At 36.0% G+C, this 19,971-nt stretch carries 7 protein-coding genes; all 7 read left to right on the top strand.

Translation table 11 applies throughout. The features are described 5' to 3' along the window. Positions 1 to 5 precede the first annotated feature (5 nt). The 7 genes from rpsR (at position 6) to OLM51_RS14270 (ending at position 19,945) form a co-directional block, all read left to right on the top strand. Positions 6 to 302 carry a 30S ribosomal protein S18 gene (gene rpsR / locus OLM51_RS14300; protein ID WP_002987043.1) on the top strand — a complete coding sequence of 99 codons (297 nt, stop codon included), beginning with the start codon at positions 6 to 8 and terminating at the stop codon, positions 300 to 302. A 66-nt stretch (positions 303 to 368) separates the two neighbouring features. Beyond that, on the top strand, positions 369 to 809 hold the full coding sequence (gene rplI, locus OLM51_RS14295) for a 50S ribosomal protein L9 (protein ID WP_213256064.1): 441 nt from the start codon (positions 369 to 371) through the stop codon (positions 807 to 809). 100 nt (positions 810 to 909) lie between these two features. Further along, positions 910 to 4,080 (top strand): carboxypeptidase regulatory-like domain-containing protein, encoded by a 3,171-nt coding sequence (locus tag OLM51_RS14290; protein ID WP_264551276.1) that lies wholly within the window; start codon positions 910 to 912, stop codon positions 4,078 to 4,080. Between the two features lie 118 nt (positions 4,081 to 4,198). Next, on the top strand, positions 4,199 to 4,672 hold the full coding sequence (locus OLM51_RS14285; protein WP_264551275.1) for a DUF6495 family protein: 474 nt from the start codon (positions 4,199 to 4,201) through the stop codon (positions 4,670 to 4,672). Positions 4,673 to 5,902: 1,230 nt separating this feature from the next. After that, positions 5,903 to 17,017, top strand: coding sequence for a gliding motility-associated C-terminal domain-containing protein (locus tag OLM51_RS14280; protein ID WP_264551274.1), 11,115 nt, complete (start codon positions 5,903 to 5,905; stop codon positions 17,015 to 17,017). 46 nt (positions 17,018 to 17,063) lie between these two features. Then, entirely contained in the window at positions 17,064 to 17,996 is a 933-nt protein-coding gene (locus tag OLM51_RS14275; protein WP_264551273.1) for a type IX secretion system membrane protein PorP/SprF, read from the top strand. 11 nt (positions 17,997 to 18,007) lie between these two features. Then, complete coding sequence (locus OLM51_RS14270; protein WP_264551272.1) at positions 18,008 to 19,945, top strand: OmpA family protein; 1,938 nt, start codon at positions 18,008 to 18,010, stop codon at positions 19,943 to 19,945. The last annotated feature ends 26 nt before the right edge of the window (positions 19,946 to 19,971 follow it).

Raw genomic sequence — 19,971 nt, 5'->3', positions numbered from 1 at the left:
TTATTATGTCTACAATCGAGCAATCTGCAAAAGGAAAAAAAGACGGAGATATCAGATATTTAACGCCTTTAAACATTGAAACTAACAAAACTAAAAAGTATTGTCGTTTCAAAAAATCAGGAATCAAATACATCGATTACAAAGATGCTGATTTCTTATTGAAATTCGTAAATGAGCAAGGAAAAATTCTTCCTCGTCGTTTAACCGGAACTTCATTAAAATACCAAAGAAAAGTTTCTGTAGCTGTAAAAAGAGCTCGTCACTTAGCTTTAATGCCATACGTGGCCGATTTATTAAAATAATTAAAAACTCTAGTCGCTGGTTTCTGTTAAAGCAGAACCTAACTTCTAAAATATAAGGACAACAACATGGAACTTATTTTAAAACAAGACGTACAAAACTTAGGATTTAAAGATGATGTAGTATCTGTAAAACCTGGTTACGGTCGTAACTTTTTAATTCCTCAAGGTTTTGCTACTTTAGCAACTCCTTCTGCTAAAAAAGTTTTAGCTGAAAATTTAAAACAAAGAGCTCACAAAGAAGCTAAAGTTGTTGCTGATGCTAAAGCATTAGCTGAAACTTTAAAAGCTCTTGAAATTAAACTTACAGCAAAAGCTGGTGGAGAGAAACTTTTTGGTTCTATCACGAATATTGATATCGCTGAAGCTTTAGAGAAATCTGGAAATGCTATCGATAGAAAATTCATCACTAGTGGTATCGTAAAACGTACTGGAAAATATGCAGCGAGCATCCGTTTACACAGAGATGTTATCGTTGAATTAGCATACGAAATCGTTGCTGAAAAATAACATTTTGTTAACTTCTTGTTAATAAAATATAAAAATCACTCTTAGGAGTGATTTTTTTTTGCCTATTTTTGATTGAATTAACTCACTCAAAACCAGGAAAATGAAAAAAATCTTTGCACTAATGTTGTGTGTCTTCGGGCTCACCCTTGCTACGGGACAAACAACAACTTCGAGTATTAAAGGGATTATTAAGAGTTCAAGTAATGAACTTTTGCCAGGAGCCGGAATTTTGGCAATTCATACTCCAACCGGAACTAAATATTCTGCTATTTCCAATGAAGATGGAAGGTTTAATATTTTAAACATGAGAATTGGAGGCCCGTATAAAGTAATTGTGTCCTTTGTTGGATTTCAAAATCAGGAATACAACGATCTTTACCTTGATTTGGGGAAGCCGTTTACTCTTGATGTTCAGCTGGCAGATGAAAGTCAGGCTCTTGAAGAAGTAAAAGTGACAGCAAAAGATAAAGTTTTTAAAAGTGGAAAAACAGGTGCTGAAACTTCTATTGGAAGAAGAGAATTAACCGCTTTGCCAACAATTTCAAGATCTGCTGAGGATTTTACCCGTTTAGAACCAACTGCAAGTGGCGGTTCTTTTGGAGGGAGAAATGACCAATATAATAATTACTCTCTAAACGGAGCAGTGTTTAATAATCCGTTTGGTTTAGATGCTGCAACTCCAGGTGGGCAAACAGGTGCTCAGCCTATTTCTCTTGACGCAATTGAGCAAATTCAGGTAGCAACAGCACCTTATGATGTTACTTTATCAGGTTTTACAGGAGCTTCTGTAAATGCGGTTACAAAATCGGGTACAAATGAAATTCACGGTACTGCTTATGTTTTTTACAGAAATCAGGATTTAACAGGTAGTAAAATTAAAGGAGAAAAAATATTTGTTCCTACCTTAGAGCAGACTCAGGCAGGTTTTAGTTTAGGGGCACCAATTATAAAAGACAAATTGTTTGTTTTTGGAAATTTTGAAATTGATAAAAGAAGCGATCTTGGATCTAATTTTGTGGCCAATAATAATGACGGTGTAACAGGAATTAATGAATCCCGTGTTATGGAGTCTGATCTAATTGCGGTTTCTGATGCTTTGGCTAAGTTAGGATATAATACAGGAGCTTATCAGGGGTTTATACATGAATCAAATTCCAGTAAAGGAATTATAAAAGTAGACTGGAATATAAATGACAATCATAAGCTGGCTGTTATTTACAACTTCCTTGATGCTTCAAAAGACAAACCGGCACACCCAACAGCTCTTGGATTTAGAGGGCCAAATGCTTCTATTTTACAATTTCAAAATTCAGGATATCAGATTAACAATAAGTTGAATTCGGTTTTATTAGAATTGAATTCAAAATTTAGTGAATCAGTTTCTAATAAACTGCAGGCTGGTTATACTCATTTTAATGATTACAGAAGACCTTTTTCGACTCCGGCGCCTGTAATTAATATTCAGGATGGAGCGGGTTCTAATTATATTATTGCAGGACATGAACCGTTTTCTATCAATAATACACTAGATCAAAAAGTAATTCAGATTACTGATAATTTGTCTTATACGGTAGGTAAACATGCTTTTACTTTTGGAACTTCTTTTGAAAAATTTGAATTTGCTAATTCTTTCAATTTGGCAGGTTATGATAATTTCGGTAATCCAAATGGGTATGCGGGTACTTTTTTTACGCCTTATTTTACAACACAGGACTTTTTGAATGATGCAGCAAAACCTTTTGCTACTAGTATCATTGCTCAAAATCTTCAATATGCTCAGGATACTCACAATACTAAAAGTCAATTTGCTGTTGGTTCTGATGGCGGATGGAAGCTTGCTGAATTAAACGTAGGGCAATGGGCTTTTTATGCTCAGGATGATATTCGTGTTAGTGATGATTTTAAATTATCGTTAGGATTAAGAATCGATAAACCTTTGTATTTTAATACGGCAGATTTGATTCAGAAATATATTGATACTGATAACGGAGGAGCGGGCAGAGATAATAGTATTGATTATTATGATCCACAAACAGGGCAGGCTGTTAAATTAATTTCGACAGATTTACCAAGTGACAGAATTCTTTGGTCTCCAAGAATTGGATTTAACTGGGATGTAAAAGGTGATGCTACTTCTCAGCTTCGTGGTGGATCCGGAATATTTACGGGAAGAATTCCGTTTGTTTGGTTGGGAAATCAGGTAAGTGGTGCGGATGATAGTTTTTTACAAATTATGGATCCTGACTATAAATGGCCTCAGGTTTGGAGAACAAGTTTGGGTTATGATCACCGATTTGAAGGAAATTATATTGTAACTCTTGATTTATCGTATAATAAAGATATAAATGCTGTTCATGTGCAAAACTGGGGATTAAAACCTCCAACAGGAACATTGGCAGGGGTAGATAACAGATTGATTTATACAGCGGCAGATAAAGGAGCTAATAATGCTTATGTGATGACAAATTCAGATAAAGGAAGTGCTTTTAATGCAACAATTAAATTGCAGAAAAATTTTGAGAATGGTTTATATGCAAGTATTGCATATAACTATTTAAAATCAAAAGATGTGAATTCTATTGAAGCAGAAATAACCGGAGATGCATTTGCTTTTAATCCAGCATTGGGTAATGTGAATAATGATGTGCTTTCAAATTCTAAATATGGAGATAATCATCGTTTTATTGCAGTTGGTTCTAAAAAATGGAAATATGGAAAAGATAAATGGGCAACGACCGTTTCTGCTTTTTTTGAATATGCTCAGGGAGGACGTTATAATTATACGTACGGAGGTGATATTAATGGAGATGGTTCTTCTGTAAATGATTTAATTTATATTCCTACAACTGCAGAAATTGCTCAGATGAATTTTAGTGCTGCCGGACAAGCTGAAGCTTTTGACAGGTTTATTGCGCAGGATGATTATATGAAAGACAGAAGAGGGCAATATGCAGAGCGCTATGGGGCAATATCGCCTTGGAGAGGAAGATGTGATCTTAAAGTAATGCAGGATTATAATTTTAAAATTTCATCGGCATCAGAGAAAAAAAATACTATTCAGTTTAGTATCGATGTTCTGAACTTTGGAAACCTTATAAATTCTGATTGGGGAGTTGTGCAGGTTCCTACCAGTGTTCAGCCTATTGGGGTAACTGTGGCAGGGAATGTACCTACTTATACCTTTAATGGTACTCAGACTAAAACGTATAGTTATGATGCTAGTTTGACGTCCAGATGGCAAGCGCAATTTGGTCTTAGATACATTTTTTAGTAAAGCAAAAAAAGTGATAAATTTGCCCTCGCATTTGCGGGGGCTTTTTTTATAGATAATATTGTCGTAAAATATTTATTTGCCTTCCGGAAAGTATTTAAACGCAAAAAAAAACAAAATGAAATACGCAAGATTAACTAAGGAGCAATTTGATGAATTGCATGCAGAATTTGCCAGCTTTTTGGCTACACAGGCAATTGATAAAGCTGAGTGGGATTCACTTAAAATAAATAAACCGGAAGTTGCTGAGCAGGAATTGGATGTCTTTTCAGATTTGATTTGGGAAGGAGTTTTGTCAAGAGCAGAATTTTTAGAGCATTTTTCAAGAAATCATATCTTTTTATTTCAGTGTTTTGATACTCATGTGCAATCTATAGTATTGAAGTCTTTGGTTCAGGAAACGGATTTCCTGTCTAAAGAAGGCTTGCAATGGTTAAGTGATAATATGTTTACAGAAAACATTGAAATGAAAGTAGGGAAGAAAGTGTTTACAGAAGATAGAAATGCTTCGATATTTGAATTAATCCAGCAAGGTGCTTTTTTAAGTGACGGACAGTTATTTAAGCAAATTAATACTATAATTGAGTCTTAGTAGTATTTAATCATATAAAGAAAGGATAAACAATATTGCTGTATATTGTTTGTTTTTTCTTTATTTTTTTAACGTTTGTTTAATCTTTTGTATTTTGTTTACCCCGTACTTTTACGTGTTTTTTCTTATTTATTTAAAATTTTAAGATATTCGGGCTTAAAATGTAGGTTTTATCTCTGTTTTTAAGCTGTTGTTAAATTTAAATCGATTGAAATTTATATTTATGTAGTAAAAATACTATATTTGCAAATATTTTTGTTAAATATTGCATTTTTAACTTCACTTGCAAAATAGTCTTTTTTGCCTGAAATAGCTGTTTTTTCCTATAGAATAAGCCTTTTTTTCCTTTTTTGAGCACAAGTCTCTTAAAATAATAATAATATTTTGTTTGTTTTATATTTTTCTTTTGCTTAATTTTAGGATAGGAAAATGTTAAACAAAATACTTTGTGCTTTTTCTTAAAACAAATTAAGTGTCTGTTTTGTTTAATGTTTGAGAATTTAAAAATGTCTTAAAAAGAATAAGGTTTATTAATTAACTTAAATTAGTTTGCATATGGAATTGACAACTACTCTAATAATTAAGTTTGTATTAAGCGTTCAAATTATTTTAACTTTATTTTTTGCTTTTTTAAAATTTGCTACAAAAGTAAATTTTGTTTCTATAGCAGACTTGTTCCACGAAAGTCAAAATTATATCTGTTTTTTATTTATCAATTTCGGTCGGCGATTGTGTAAATGAAAAACTTTTTCATGTTTAATAGTTATTAAATGTGATAGCAGTAATGATTAAAAATCGTATTTCAATTATTTTGATCTACATGACTATTTCAAAATAAAAACAAATTCATAGATGGCCTAATCAACTTTCTTAGAATATTGAAATACCCAATATATTTTCAGAGTTCCCCCCTTTTAGCTTAACTTAAATTTTCGTTTATGAAAATTAGGCCTCCAATAAATCACTCCGTATGGAAGACTGATTAAGATCTGTATTCCCTAAAAGTTTCCAGGCGTTTTAGACCTTTTAAGGTAGAGAATGCTCTTTAGTTTACATATTGTAAACACAATGCATCATGAATTTTTTTAAAAGAAATGGAATATGAAATCTTAGCAGCTAAGATTTAAATTTCATTTTAAGTAGTTGATTATTAACGATTTTTTGAATTGCCTAAGCATATGTGCTTATCGCAACAGGTATTTTATTGTCCATTTTCTAATCTTCCAAATTATGAAAAAAAAATTTACTTTTTATGATCTCATCCTAAAGAAGAGATTATTTAGTTTGTTGTTTTTGTTGCTTTTTTGCAATAAAAACTTTGCACAAACTTTTTGTCGACCAGACTCCCAGACAAATAGTACTGGAGGTCTTTTGTGCGTAGGAATGAGTGTTACGAATCCGGATAATGCATTTGATTCGAGCATGGCGACTTATGCATCTATTACAAACGTGCTGGGTCTAGCCTGTTTTGCGCAAGAAACATTGCATTTTAATCAGACTGCAAGGGCAGGGGACCAAATAGTGATCTATTTTGGTGAAGGAAATGGATTGTTGGATGTTGGTTTGCTTGCAAATGCAACTATTCAGGCAAAAAACGGAGCAGCTAATGTTGGTTCTGCAGTTGCGATGAATAATCCCATTTTAAATCTCCAGTTATTATCTGCGGGGAACTCTGCAGTAATAAAGTACACATTACCCGGTGATGCCAATCAGATACAAATTCAATCAGGCGGACTTTTGTCCGCATTAGTTGATTTAAGGATTTACGATGTGCGATTACAATTTGCAAAACCAACTATTACAGGAGGAGAAACACAATCGGTATGTTTTGGACAGTCGATTGCACTTTCGGCTACTGTAGCCTCAGGTACTACTATTGCCTGGTATGATACTCCAACTGCAACGACCGCGCTTTCAACTTCGGCGACCTATACTACTCCGGCTTTAACAGCTACAACAACTTATTATATAAGTACTTCAAGAAATCCGGGTTGCGAAAGTGATTCACGGCTCCCTGTAACGATAAATGTTATAGAACCAATACAACCTACTATAAGCACGACCGGAACTTCAATTTGTTCTTCGGGGGCAACACAGGCAACAACACTTTCTGTTATAAATCCCGTTCCCGGAACCACTTATTCCTGGTTTAATGTGGCCACAGGAGGAAGTGCATTAAGTACAAGTACAACTTATACACCAACCGTGCCGGTAGGTGTAACTGATTTTTATGTAGAGGCAGCAATTGGCTCTTGCAAATCGGCTCGTACTAAAGTGAGTGTTACTTCAACTCCGGTTCCCGGACTGGCAACAGTATTAACACAAAGTGTTTCTATTTTATCAGGACAAAATGCAACCTTAAGTGCTTCAACATCTGAAGCCGGAGTTGTTTTAGACTGGTATGATGTACCAACCGGAGGAACTAAATTATTAGGAGATTCTAATACTTTTACAACTCCTATTTTAACGGCTTCAAAAACTTATTATATCGAATCACGTAATAGTGCCGCAGGTTGTGTAAGTGCTTCAAGAGTAGCAGTGACCGTAAATGTTTCTGCTAATCCTTTAGGAACTTGCTTAGAAGCAAATAGCCAGCAAACGGCTCAAAATGGACTCTGTTTACTTTGCTCTTCTACAACTCCAAATAATTCAGTTGATGGAAATCCTGCCACTTTTGCAAGACTAACTCTTCCGGTAGGTTTAGCAGATGGATGGATTCAGCAAACATTGCAATTTAATAATCCGGGAAAAGCGGATGATACCATAGATGTTGAGTTAGCTTTACCTGGCGGAATTGCCGATGTCGGTTTACTTGGCGCAGTTAGTCTGGCTACATATAATGGCTCAACTTATAATGGAGACAGAGTCTTTATTAATAACTCTTTGGTTACTTTACAATTATTATCCGGAAATAGATTTAAAGCAAGTATTGTAGCTGGAGGCACTTTTGACCGTATCGAAATTAGAATAGGTGGTTTAGTAACTTTACTTACTAATTTAGACATTTATCAGGCATCTTACAGATACAAAGCGCCGGCAGTTACAGGTAATAAAAATATTTGCGGCGGACAGACAACAACTTTAACAGCAAATTTAGCAGTTGCCGAAACAGTTAAATGGTATGATGCTCCAACTGGAGGAAGTTTACTTGCTTCTACAGCTGCCTATACAACGCCAGTTTTAAATGCAACAACTACTTTTTATACAGAACTTACACGTGATGGCTGTGTTAATAGCGAACGTAATCCTGTAATTGTTACTGTAGACAATCCTTTGGCACCGACCACAGTAGTAGCAAGTCCTTTAAATATATGCAGTGGAGACGCTACAACCATAACGATTCAGTCACCGGTTGCCGGTACAACTTACAATTGGTATGATGCCGCAACTGGAGGAAATTTAGTGTTTACGGGTGAAATTTTTGCAACTCCAAATTTGACTGCCAGTACAACTTATCATATAGAAGCGGTAATTGGTACTTGCGTAAGTCCAGGTCGTACAGCAACGACTGTAAATGTAAATGCTAGACCAGCAGCACCGGTTCCGGTAAATTCAAATGTTGTTATTCAATCGGGACAAAGTGTAATGTTAGCCGTTACAGATGCTCCGGGATTTACCTATACATGGTATGATGTTGCAACTGGAGGGACTTCGTTAGCTTCAGGAAGTACTTATACTCCCAGCCCGGCTTTAACAGCAAATAAAACATTTTATGTTGAAGCAAGAGATTTGACAACAGATTGTCCAAGTAGTACAAGAGCAGTTATTACTGTTACGGTTATAAATGCGGTTAGTAATTGTTTATTAGCAAATTCACAAGTGACCACCAAAGGAGGAACAACAGGATGTTTGACCTGTAGTTCATCTAATGATGGAGGTTCTGTAGATGGAAGTAATAGTACAGCTGCGACCTTATCAATACCTTTGGGCTTGTTAAATGATCATATTGAACAAGTATTAACTTTTCCTACAACAGGCGAGACTGGTGATATTATAGAGGTAGAATTAGGAATTCCTGTTGGACTTCTGGATATTAGTGCTTTATCTTATATTAGTTTGCAAAGTTTTAATGCTGGTCTACCTAACGGTGATTTTTCAGCAATTAGTTCACTTTTAAATGTTCAGTTATTATCCGGAAATCGTTTTAAAGCAAGTTTTGTTGCAGCTGGACCTTTTACAAGTGTTAGAGTACAACTAAACGGATTAGCGACTGCATTATCAAGTCTGGAAATTTATGAAGCTTCATACAGATTCCCTAATGCAACAATAACAGGAGCTTCAGCACCTATTTGTGCAGGCAGTACAGCTACGTTAACCGCTACTGCTACAGGAACGCAAACTTTTGCATGGTTTGATGCTCCAACAGGAGGGAATCCTGTTGCTGTTAATCCTACGATTCCATTAACGGCTAATACAACTTATTATTTAGAGGCAAGTCGCGGATCTTGTGTTAATAGCGCGCGTCAGGCTGTAGCAATCAATGTGTTGACTATCCCGACAGCTTCAGATATTACAATTACAACTCCTGTGACAGCTTCTTGTTCTGGAGGTGTAGTTTTGGCTCCGACATCTGCTTTAGCGGGAGCAACTTTTAAATATTATACTGATCAAAATAAAACTCAGGAACTTGCAAACGGAACAGTAGGAGGTATAACCTATTCTAAAGATCCTGTAACTAGTGCATTAACTATTAGTGGTCTTACTGCTTTGAATGCTCCTTATACTTATTATGTATCTGTGCTTAATGGTGGTATTTGTGAGAGTCCAAACGGTTCATTACAACCAGTTGTGGTTAATTACCCTGCAGCTTCTGATTTAACAGTTGTATCTCCATTGGTAGCTTGTGGGAAAGCAAGTTTAAGAGATGCTATAACAGACTTTGATACATCAGGAAATACTACTTATACTTTCTTTGATTCAGCAGGTAATCCGATCACAGAGCAAGCTGCGACAAATATTTTGGGTAATGGTAATTATTTTATTCAGGCTCAAACAACTGGTGTTGCTTGTTCTTCTGCTAAATTACCAGTTGCAGTAACCGTAAATCCTGTACCAACCTTAACAGGAGTAACAAGTTCAATAGCAGTTACAAAAGGAACTTCAGTAACATTAGCTGCTACATCAAATGGAACAATAACATGGTACGATCCACAAGGGAATGTTTTGCCTTCTAATAATACGGGTGCTTTAAATACTGTGGGTACATTTACTTATACAGTAATTGCAAGTATTGGAAATTGTACTACTAGTCAGACAGTAACCATTAGTGTTATTGATCCTGCAACTTGCGACTCATTATTTGAAAGAGTTTATGCTAACAGTCAATCATGGGGATCAGTTATTACAGGTGGAGTATCAAACGGGCCTTTGGCAGTAGATGGTGATCCAAGTACTTATTCTACGATAACTACAGGATTAGGACTTTTAGGTATTGGAACTACGTGGCAAAATCTGCAATGGCCAACAACTATATCCAAAGGAACACCGGTAACAGTGAAACTTGGTTTAGAATACAGTGCAGTTGCGGTAGGACAAAGTATTACCGTTGTAGGTACTAAACGTAATGCATTGAATAATCCAATTGATATTGGAACATTACAACCGGTATCAGGATCATTATTGAATTTATTACCAGGCCAAAATTCATTTGAATTTACTTTTGTACCGTCTAATAATTCAGGACCTCAGGATTATGATGGTATCCGTGTACAATTAGGTTCAATTTTAAGTGTTGCACAAAATGTAAATGTTTACGATGCTCATTATCAAAAACAGGTAACTCAAATTGCATGTGGACAAGGCGATATTGAAGATGTATTTTATGGAGTAAAAGATTTAGGTCTTGGTGTGTTAACCTCTACAGTAGGAGTTTCTAATGCATGGAATGTAGCCGATGGAGATGTATCTACATATGCTACAATGTTTAATGCAGTTGGAGTACTTGCCGCTGCACAACTTACAGCAAAATTTAGAACACCATCTATGGTTGGTGATACCCTTAGAATTGTGATTTCAAAACCAGGAACAATTTTAAATCTAAATTTGCTTACCGGATTTAGCGTTCAGCTTTATTCAGGAAATATTCCTGTTGGAGCTCCAATAGAAAATACAAGTAGTTTATTGACTTTAAAATTACTTTCGGCTGATACAATGGCAATGACACTTATTGCACCGCAAACTGAACCTTATGACAAAGTTGTTATTAGTCTAGGAGGAGTTGCAAGTGTTTTAGATCAGCTTAGAGTTCATACAATTGATCGTACAACCAATACACAGGTAATAGGAGCCGATCCGACTAATACGGTAACGGTCTGCCCCGGAACAGATATTACACTCAAGGTTCCGCCAAAATCATGTGCAGATTATATATGGTATGATTCTCCTACAGGAGGAAATGTAGTAGCGAGTGGTCAAACCTATTCGCTTCCGGCTACACTTGCTGCGGGAACTTATAAATTTTATGTTCAGCCTATTCGTTACGGTTGCGCGGCTTTAGAGAGAGGACTTGTAACAGTAGTTGTTACAGCAACTACTCCGGCAGCTGCAATTGCAAACGTAACAATAAACGGAGGAAACAGTACAATCATTTGTTCAGAAAGTGGTCAGGTAACTTTGGATGCTGTATTAAGTGGTACACCAGCACTTACAAATCCAGTATACTCCTGGTATAGTTTTGATGGTACAACAAGTAATTTAATAGTTGGACAAACAACTTCTAAATTAATCTTAACAGGATTAACTCCTGGTACTTACACTTATTATGTTGGAGTTCGTTCTGATGTATATTGTGAAACTGCACCGGCAGACAGAAAACAAGTTACTTTTACTATTTTACCAAGTTCATTATCTACTGATATTGTAATAGACAATGCTACAATTTGTCATGATACAAATGCTGTGCTTACACCTACAAGTAGTTTAGTAAACCCAGTATTCTTTTGGTATTTAGATGCTAATAAAACGCAACCTATATCAAACGGAGTAATAGGTGGTGTAACCTACACAATAAGCGGTACAGGAGTTTTAACAGCTTCTGGTTTAACAACTGCAATGAGCCCGATTACATATTACGTAGCGGTAGCAAGTGATAATACTTGTCAAAATAAAAATGGAGAATTAAAAGCTGTAACAGTAATTGTTAACGATCCTCCAACGCCAACATCTAATAATTATACTCAGAATTTCTGTTTAGTAAATGCGCCAACAGTTGCAAATCTTCAGGTTAATGAAGCAAATGTAGTTTGGTATACTACTGCAAACGGAGGAACAGCATTAGATCCAACAACAGCATTAGCAAATGGAATTTATTATGGAGCAATAAAAGATGTTACAGGTTGCGAAAGTTCTTTAAGATCTGTTGTAACAGTAACAGTAAGTGATCCTGGTACACCGGTAATTACTAAAACGTCACAAGATTTTTGTTTAGTAAATGCGCCAACGTTTGCCAGCATCGACGTAAGTCCTGCTATCAATATTGTTTGGTATGATGCTTTAACCGGAGGAAATTTAATTCCATCAACTACAGCCTTGACAACAGGCACTTATTATGCAGCGATAAAAGATCCGACAACTACTTGCGAAAGTAATGTTAGATTAGCGATCACTATTAGCGTAACAGATCCAGGCACACCGGTAATTACAAAAACCTCACAAGATTTTTGTTTAGTAAATGCACCAACTTTTGCCAGCATCGACGTAAGTCCTGCTACAAACATAGTTTGGTATGATGCTTTAACCGGAGGAAATTTAATTCCATCTACAACGGCTTTAACAACAGGAACATACTACGCAGCGATAAAAGATCCGACCACTACTTGCGAGAGTAATGTTAGATTGGCTATCACTATTAGTGTGACTGATCCAGGAACACCGGTAATTACAAAAACTTCACAAGATTTCTGTTTAGTAAATGCACCAACTTTTGCGAGCATCGACGTAAGTCCTGCAACAAACATAGTTTGGTATGATGCTTTAACCGGAGGAAATTTAATTCCATCAACTACAGCCTTGACAACAGGAACATACTATGCAGCGATAAAAGATCCAACAACTACTTGTGAAAGTAATGTTAGATTGGCTATTACTATTAGTGTGACTGATCCAGGAACGCCGGTAATTACAAAAACGTCACAAGATTTTTGTTTAGTAAATGCACCAACTTTTGCCAGCATCGACGTAAGTCCTGCTACCAATATTGTTTGGTATGATGCATTGACAGGAGGAAATTTAATTCCATCGACTACAGTCTTAACAACAGGCACCTATTACGCAGCGATAAAAGATCCGACAACTACTTGCGAAAGTAATGTTAGATTAGCCATCACTATTAGCGTAACAGATCCAGGAACACCGGTAATTACAAAAACTTCACAAGATTTTTGTTTAGTAAATGCACCAACGTTTGCCAGCATCGACGTAAGTCCTGCTACCAATATCGTTTGGTATGATGCTTTAACCGGAGGAAATTTAATTCCATCAACTACAGCCTTGACAACAGGAACATACTATGCAGCAATAAAAGATCCAACAACTACTTGTGAAAGTAATGTTAGATTGGCTATTACTATTAGTGTGACTGATCCAGGAACACCGGTAATTACAAAAACCTCACAAGATTTCTGTTTAGTAAATGCACCAACTTTTGCGAGCATCGACGTAAGTCCTGCAACAAACATAGTTTGGTATGATGCTTTAACCGGAGGAAATTTAATTCCATCAACTACAGCCTTGACAACAGGAACATACTATGCAGCAATAAAAGATCCAACAACTACTTGTGAAAGTAATGTTAGATTGGCTATTACTATTAGTGTGACTGATCCAGGAACACCGGTAATTACAAAAACCTCACAAGATTTCTGTTTAGTAAATGCACCAACTTTTGCCAGCATCGACGTAAGTCCTGCTACCAATATCGTTTGGTATGATGCTTTAACCGGAGGAAATTTAATTCCGTCAACTACAGCCTTGACAACAGGAACATACTATGCAGCGATAAAAGATCCAACAACTACTTGTGAAAGTAATGTTAGATTGGCTATTACTATTAGCGTAACAGATCCAGGAACACCGGTAATTACAAAAACTTCACAAGATTTCTGTTTAGTAAATGCACCAACGTTTGCGAGCATCGACGTAAGTCCTGCTACCAATATTGTTTGGTATGATGCTTTAACCGGAGGAAATTTAATTCCGTCAACTACAGCCTTGACAACAGGAACATACTATGCAGCGATAAAAGATCCAACAACTACTTGCGAAAGTAATGTTAGATTGGCCATCACTATTAGCGTAACAGATCCAGGAACACCGGTAATTACTAAAACTTCACAAGATTTCTGTTTAGTAAATGCACCAACTTTTGCGAGCATCGACGTAAGTCCTGCTACCAATATCGTTTGGTATGATGCTTTAAGCGGAGGAAATTTAATTCCATCTACAACGGCTTTAACAACAGGAACATACTACGCAGCGATAAAAGATCCAACAACTACTTGCGAAAGTAATGTTAGATTAGCGATCACTATTAGCGTAACAGATCCAGGAACACCGGTAATTACAAAAACCTCACAAGATTTTTGTTTAGTAAATGCACCAACTTTTGCCAGCATCGACGTAAGTCCTGCTACCAATATCGTTTGGTATGATGCTTTAACCGGAGGAAATTTAATTCCGTCAACTACAGCCTTGACAACAGGAACGTATTACGCAGCGATAAAAGATCCAACAACTACTTGCGAGAGTAATGTTAGATTAGCGATCACTATTAGCGTAACAGATCCAGGAACACCGGTAATTACAAAAACTTCACAAGATTTCTGTTTAGTAAATGCACCAACGTTTGCGAGCATCGACGTAAGTCCTGCTACCAATATTGTTTGGTATGATGCTTTAACCGGAGGAAATTTAATTCCGTCAACTACAGCCTTGACAACAGGAACATACTATGCAGCGATAAAAGATCCAACAACTACTTGTGAAAGTAATGTTAGATTGGCTATTACTATTAGCGTGACTGATCCAGGAACACCAACTTTGGTAACAGCAGGAACACAAAACTTCTGTCTGATAAATGCACCAACTTTTGCAAGTGTGCAGTTTAATCAAGCTAATATTGTTTGGTACGATGCTTTAAGTGGAGGAAATGTAATTGCCTCAACAACAGTGTTAACAAGCGGAACTTATTTTGCAGTGATAAAAGATCCGGTATCAGGATGTGAAAGTGCTACAAGATTATCAGTGACCATAAATGTTAGCGATCCAGGAACACCAACTTTAGTAACAGCAGGGACACAAAACTTCTGTTTGGTAAATGCGCCAACTTTTGCCAGTGTGCAATTTAATCAGGCTAATATTGTCTGGTACGATGCTTTAAGCGGAGGAAATGTAATTGCTTCAACAACAGTGTTAACAAGCGGAACTTATTTTGCAGTAATCAAAGATCCGGTATCAGGATGCGAAAGTGCTGTAAGATTATCAGTAACAATAAATGTTAGCGATCCGGGAACACCAACAACAACATCTAACTCTCAGGTTTTCTGTTCAGGAAATAACCCAACTGTTGCTAATATACAAGTAAATGAAAGTAATGTAGTTTGGTATAATGCAGCAACTGGCGGAACAGCAATTCCAGCAACAACTGCTTTAGCAAATGGAGATTATTTTGCAGCATTAAAAGATGCTGTAACAGGTTGTGAAAGCAATGTTAGACTAAAAGTAACGATTACTCTTGGAAACGCACCTAATCCTACAACTATTAACACAGCACAAAACTTCTGTTCAACTGCTGCACCAACTGTTGCGAGTATTCAGGTAAATGAAAGCGGAGTAACATGGTTTAGTAGTGCAACTGGCGGAACAGCAATTCCGGCTAATACAGCATTAACATCCGGAATTTATTATGGAAACATTGTAGATCCTGTTTCAGGTTGTGAAAGCGCAACTCGTTTACAAGTAACTGTTACGGTTTCAGATCCGGCAGCAACACCAACGACAACAGATACAACACAAGATTTCTGTTCGTTAAATGCACCAACTGTAGCCAATATTCAGGTAAATGAAGCAAATGTAGTTTGGTACAGTACTGCAACTGGCGGAACAGCAATTCCAGCGACAACAGCTTTAACTAACGGTATTTATTACGGAGCAGTTTCAAGTGCTTCAGGTTGTGAAAATCCAGTGCGATTAGCAGTTACTGTAACTGTAAATACACCGGGAGTAGTAACAACACCTAGAACAGCACAAACATTCTGTTTGTCAAAATTGCCAACACTTGCTAATATCTTAGTAAACGAAAGTAATGTAGTTTGGTATTCTTCTGCAACAGGCGGAACTCCACTGGCAGCAAATACAAAACTTACAGCTACAACATATTATGCAGGAGCTCTTGGTAATACAACAAATGGTTGTGAAAGCGCTACGAGATTAGGAGTAACAATAAGTTTCGAAAACGATGCTCTAGTTCCTATTACAACCAGTGATGATACACCATGTGTTTTCCAGGGAGTAACGTATTCAGTAGCAAATGGTAAATCAAATTATGTATGGTCAATTACGAACGGAACAATTGTTTCTGGCGGAGGAACTGCTGACGGAAATGTAACTGTTTCATGGTCAGATGTTGGACCTGGTAAAATTGAAGTTACTTACATCAATACTTGTGATGAAAGCACAACAAAAACACTGAATGTTACAGTGGCAACTTGTTCTGATTTAACCATTACAAATACAGTTAGTAATCCTACTCCGAATTTTGGAGAACAGATCGTATTTACTGTAACAGTGAATAATGTTGGAGAAGGTAATTTCATAAATACCGTAGTAAGTGATTTATTGCCTAGCGGATACGACTTAGTTAGTACCAGCACAACAGCGGGTGTATATGATCCTGCTACTCAGCTTTGGACGATTCCAACTCTAAATGCAGGTCAAAGCGTGGTGTTAACAATTGTTGCCGAAGTATTACCAGCCGGTGATTATCTAAGTGTTGCAACTATTGAAATTTCAACTCCTTTAGATGCTGATGCAGCAAACAACTCAGCTTCTGTTTCTGTTGAGCCAGTTTGTCTTACAGTTTATAATGAGTTCACACCAAACAACGATGGCTCAAACGATCTGTTTAGAATTGACTGTATCGAATCATATCCAAATAATGAGTTAAAAGTATACAACAGATATGGAGCTTTAGTATACAGCAAACAACATTACGAAAATGATTGGAACGGAACTGCCAATGTATCTGGAGTAATTAATAGAGGAGATATGTTGCCAACAGGTACTTATTTTTATGTGATAGACATTGGAAACGGAACGGTTAAAAAAGGATGGTTATCTATAATGAGATAAGCAACTAGGTTAATCATCTAATTAATTAAACTAAATAAGTATCGTTATGAAACTATATATAAAATCATTAGAAACATATTTCGTCTTAATATGTTCTTTTATCACATTTTGTGCAAATGCACAACAAGATCCGGAGTACACGCAGTACATGTACAACACAATGGCGGTAAATCCAGCTTACGCTGGATCTGCCGGCACATTAGAAGCAGCACTTTTAGTTCGTTCTCAATGGGTTGGAATTTCCGGGGCACCGGAAACACAATCGTTCTCTATTCAGGCGCCGCTTCGTAATGAAAAAATAGGTTTAGGACTAAGTATTGTTAATGACAAAATAGGTCCTTCAGAAGAACTTTATCTTGATGGAAATTTCTCTTATTCAATTCCACTTGGATATGAGCAAAGATTAGCCTTTGGTATAAAAGCCGGGATGAGAATGCTAAATGTTGACTGGTCAAAAGGAAAATATTATGATCCAAATGATGTTCTGTTAAATCAGAATATCGATAATCAGGCAAAATTAGCTGTTGGAGCAGGGGTTTATTATTATACCGATAAATGGTATGTAGGAGCTTCCATTCCTAGTTTTATCCAAAGTAATTATTACGATGATGTTCAGGAATCTGTAGACTATGATCGTTTGCACTATTATTTGATGGGAGGTTATGTTTTTGATTTGAATCCGAATTTAAAATTCAAACCGGCATTTTTAGTAAAAGCAGTTAGTGGGGCTCCGCTTACGGCTGATATCTCGGCGAATTTTATGATTGCTGAAAAATTTGTAATTGGTGCTTCTTACAGAACAGATGATTCTGTAAGCATACTGGCAGGGTTTCAAATATCCAAAAGTTTTTATGTAGGATACGCTTTCGATTATACCGTAAGTGACCTTAATAAATACAATGACGGAACGCATGAAATCATTCTGCGCTATCAATTTAATAAAGGCGAAAGTAAAATTAAATCTCCTCGATTCTTCTAAAATTAAAACCTATGAGAAAATTATATATCCTAAGTTTAGTCTTGAGCATTACGTTTAGTTTTGCTCAAAAGACTAATTTAAAAAAGGCGGATGCTCTGTTTAGAAATTATTCTTACGTAGAAGCCTCAAAGGCTTATGAAGAATGCTTGCAGAACATAAAAAACCCGTCAGCACAAACGTTAAAAAATGCTGCCGACTCGTATTATTTTATATCAGATTCCAGAAATGCACTTAAATGGTATAAAAAGTTATACGAAGTTCAGGACAATAATTTAACCGATATTTACTATCTGCGTTATATTCAGTCGCTAAAAGGTGTTATGGATTATGATATAGCAGATAAAATGACTAAAGAGTATCTTACCAAAAAAGGAGATCAAAACGAAGTCAACAGATATCTTGCCCAGAAAAAACAAATGGACAGTTTGTCTAAAGCGAAATCTCTTTATAAAATTAAGAATCTTGATATCAATACCAGTAAATCTGATTTTGGAGCTACATTTTTTCAGGATAAAGTAGTCTTTACTTCTGCCAGAGATACAACAAAATTTAGCGAAAAATTATATACATGGAATAATCAGCCTTTTTTGAATCTGTACTTAGCAGAAAGAAATCCTGCAGACGGAAGTTTGTTTAACGAAGGCTTGTTTCTTCCTAATGTAATGACCAAATATCATGAAGCAACAGCCTCTTTTGATGCTAGTGGGAAAACAATGTACTATTCAACAAACATTGTTAAAAAGAACAAGCTGGTTATTGATGAAAGTAAAACCAATAATTTTCAGATTATCAAGGGAGATATTATAAATAATAAACTGGAGAACCCAAAAACAGTTTTCTTTGATAATAATGATTATTCTGTAGGACATCCTTCTTTGAGTGAAGATGGCCATTGGCTTTTCTTTGCATCAGATATGCCGGGAGGATTTGGTGAAACTGATTTATATTATGTAAAAATTGCTGATGACGGAACGATGAGTTCTCCGGTAAATCTGGGGTCAAAAATCAACACAATTGGGAATGATCTTTTTCCTTATTTCCGAAACGGAAAGCTTTATTTCTCATCAGACGGTCATTATGGTTATGGTGATCTGGATATTTATGAAAGTAATCTTTTGGCAGACGGAACTTTTTCTGATCCTGTAAATTTGGGAGAGCCTGTAAATAGTAATAAAGATGATTTTACTTTTATAATCGACAGCGCAGATACTTATGGTTATTTTTCATCAAACAGAGCCGGAGGAAAAGGAGATGATGATATCTACTCTTTTGTAAAAGGAAAACCGGTTTGTAATCAAAGTATTTCTGGTATGGCAATCGATCGCAAAACAAAATTACCTCTTAGTGACGTCTCTATATTGGCTTACAATTCTTATAGTGAGATTCTGGGCGAGACCAAAACAAATTTTGAGGGTAAATATGCCGTTGTAGTACCATGTGGTAAAATGGTAAAAATGATAGCTGCAAAACCAAATTATAGCAGCGACGAAAAAACCGTTGAAACTACGATGGAAAATGATGGTGAAATCAAAGATGTTAACTTCGAGCTTAGTAATTATGATGATTTGGTTGTGAAGAAAAAAGGAGTAGAGAAAGTAGATGTAAAACCAATTTACTTTGATTACGATAAATACGACATTACGCCATTGGCGGTAGAAGAATTAACTAAAGTTGTTTTTATTATGCAAAAATTTCCAAATATCAGAATCAAAATCGAGTCACATACAGATTCAAGAGGAAAAGATTCTTATAATATGAAACTTTCTGATAATAGAGCAAAATCAACAAGAGATTATATTATTTCACAGAATATTGATGCATCAAGAATTGAAAGTGCTATTGGGTACGGAGAAAGCAGATTAATCAATAAATGTAAAAATGGTGTAAAATGTACAGAAGAAGAACATTTACTAAATAGACGTTCCGACTTTATTATTATCCAAAAATAGTTTTATATTTGCAGTCTAATTATTTG

The sequence above is a fragment of the Flavobacterium sp. N2038 genome (assembly GCF_025947185.1).
In the GTDB taxonomy this organism is placed as follows: Bacteria; Bacteroidota; Bacteroidia; order Flavobacteriales; family Flavobacteriaceae; genus Flavobacterium.
The sequence above is the reverse complement of the archived record's forward strand: the minus strand, read 5'-3'. Positions and strand labels throughout refer to the sequence as shown.

Excerpts from the sequence above, each read along its gene's own strand:
- rpsR (WP_002987043.1), top strand. The coding sequence starts at position 6 with ATGTCTACAATCGAGCAATCTGCAAAAGGAAAAAAAGACGGAGATATC.
- rplI (WP_213256064.1), top strand. The coding sequence starts at position 369 with ATGGAACTTATTTTAAAACAAGACGTACAAAACTTAGGATTTAAAGAT.
- OLM51_RS14290 (WP_264551276.1), top strand. The coding sequence starts at position 910 with ATGAAAAAAATCTTTGCACTAATGTTGTGTGTCTTCGGGCTCACCCTT.
- OLM51_RS14285 (WP_264551275.1), top strand. The coding sequence starts at position 4,199 with ATGAAATACGCAAGATTAACTAAGGAGCAATTTGATGAATTGCATGCA.
- OLM51_RS14280 (WP_264551274.1), top strand. The coding sequence starts at position 5,903 with ATGAAAAAAAAATTTACTTTTTATGATCTCATCCTAAAGAAGAGATTA.
- OLM51_RS14275 (WP_264551273.1), top strand. The coding sequence starts at position 17,064 with ATGAAACTATATATAAAATCATTAGAAACATATTTCGTCTTAATATGT.
- OLM51_RS14270 (WP_264551272.1), top strand. The coding sequence starts at position 18,008 with ATGAGAAAATTATATATCCTAAGTTTAGTCTTGAGCATTACGTTTAGT.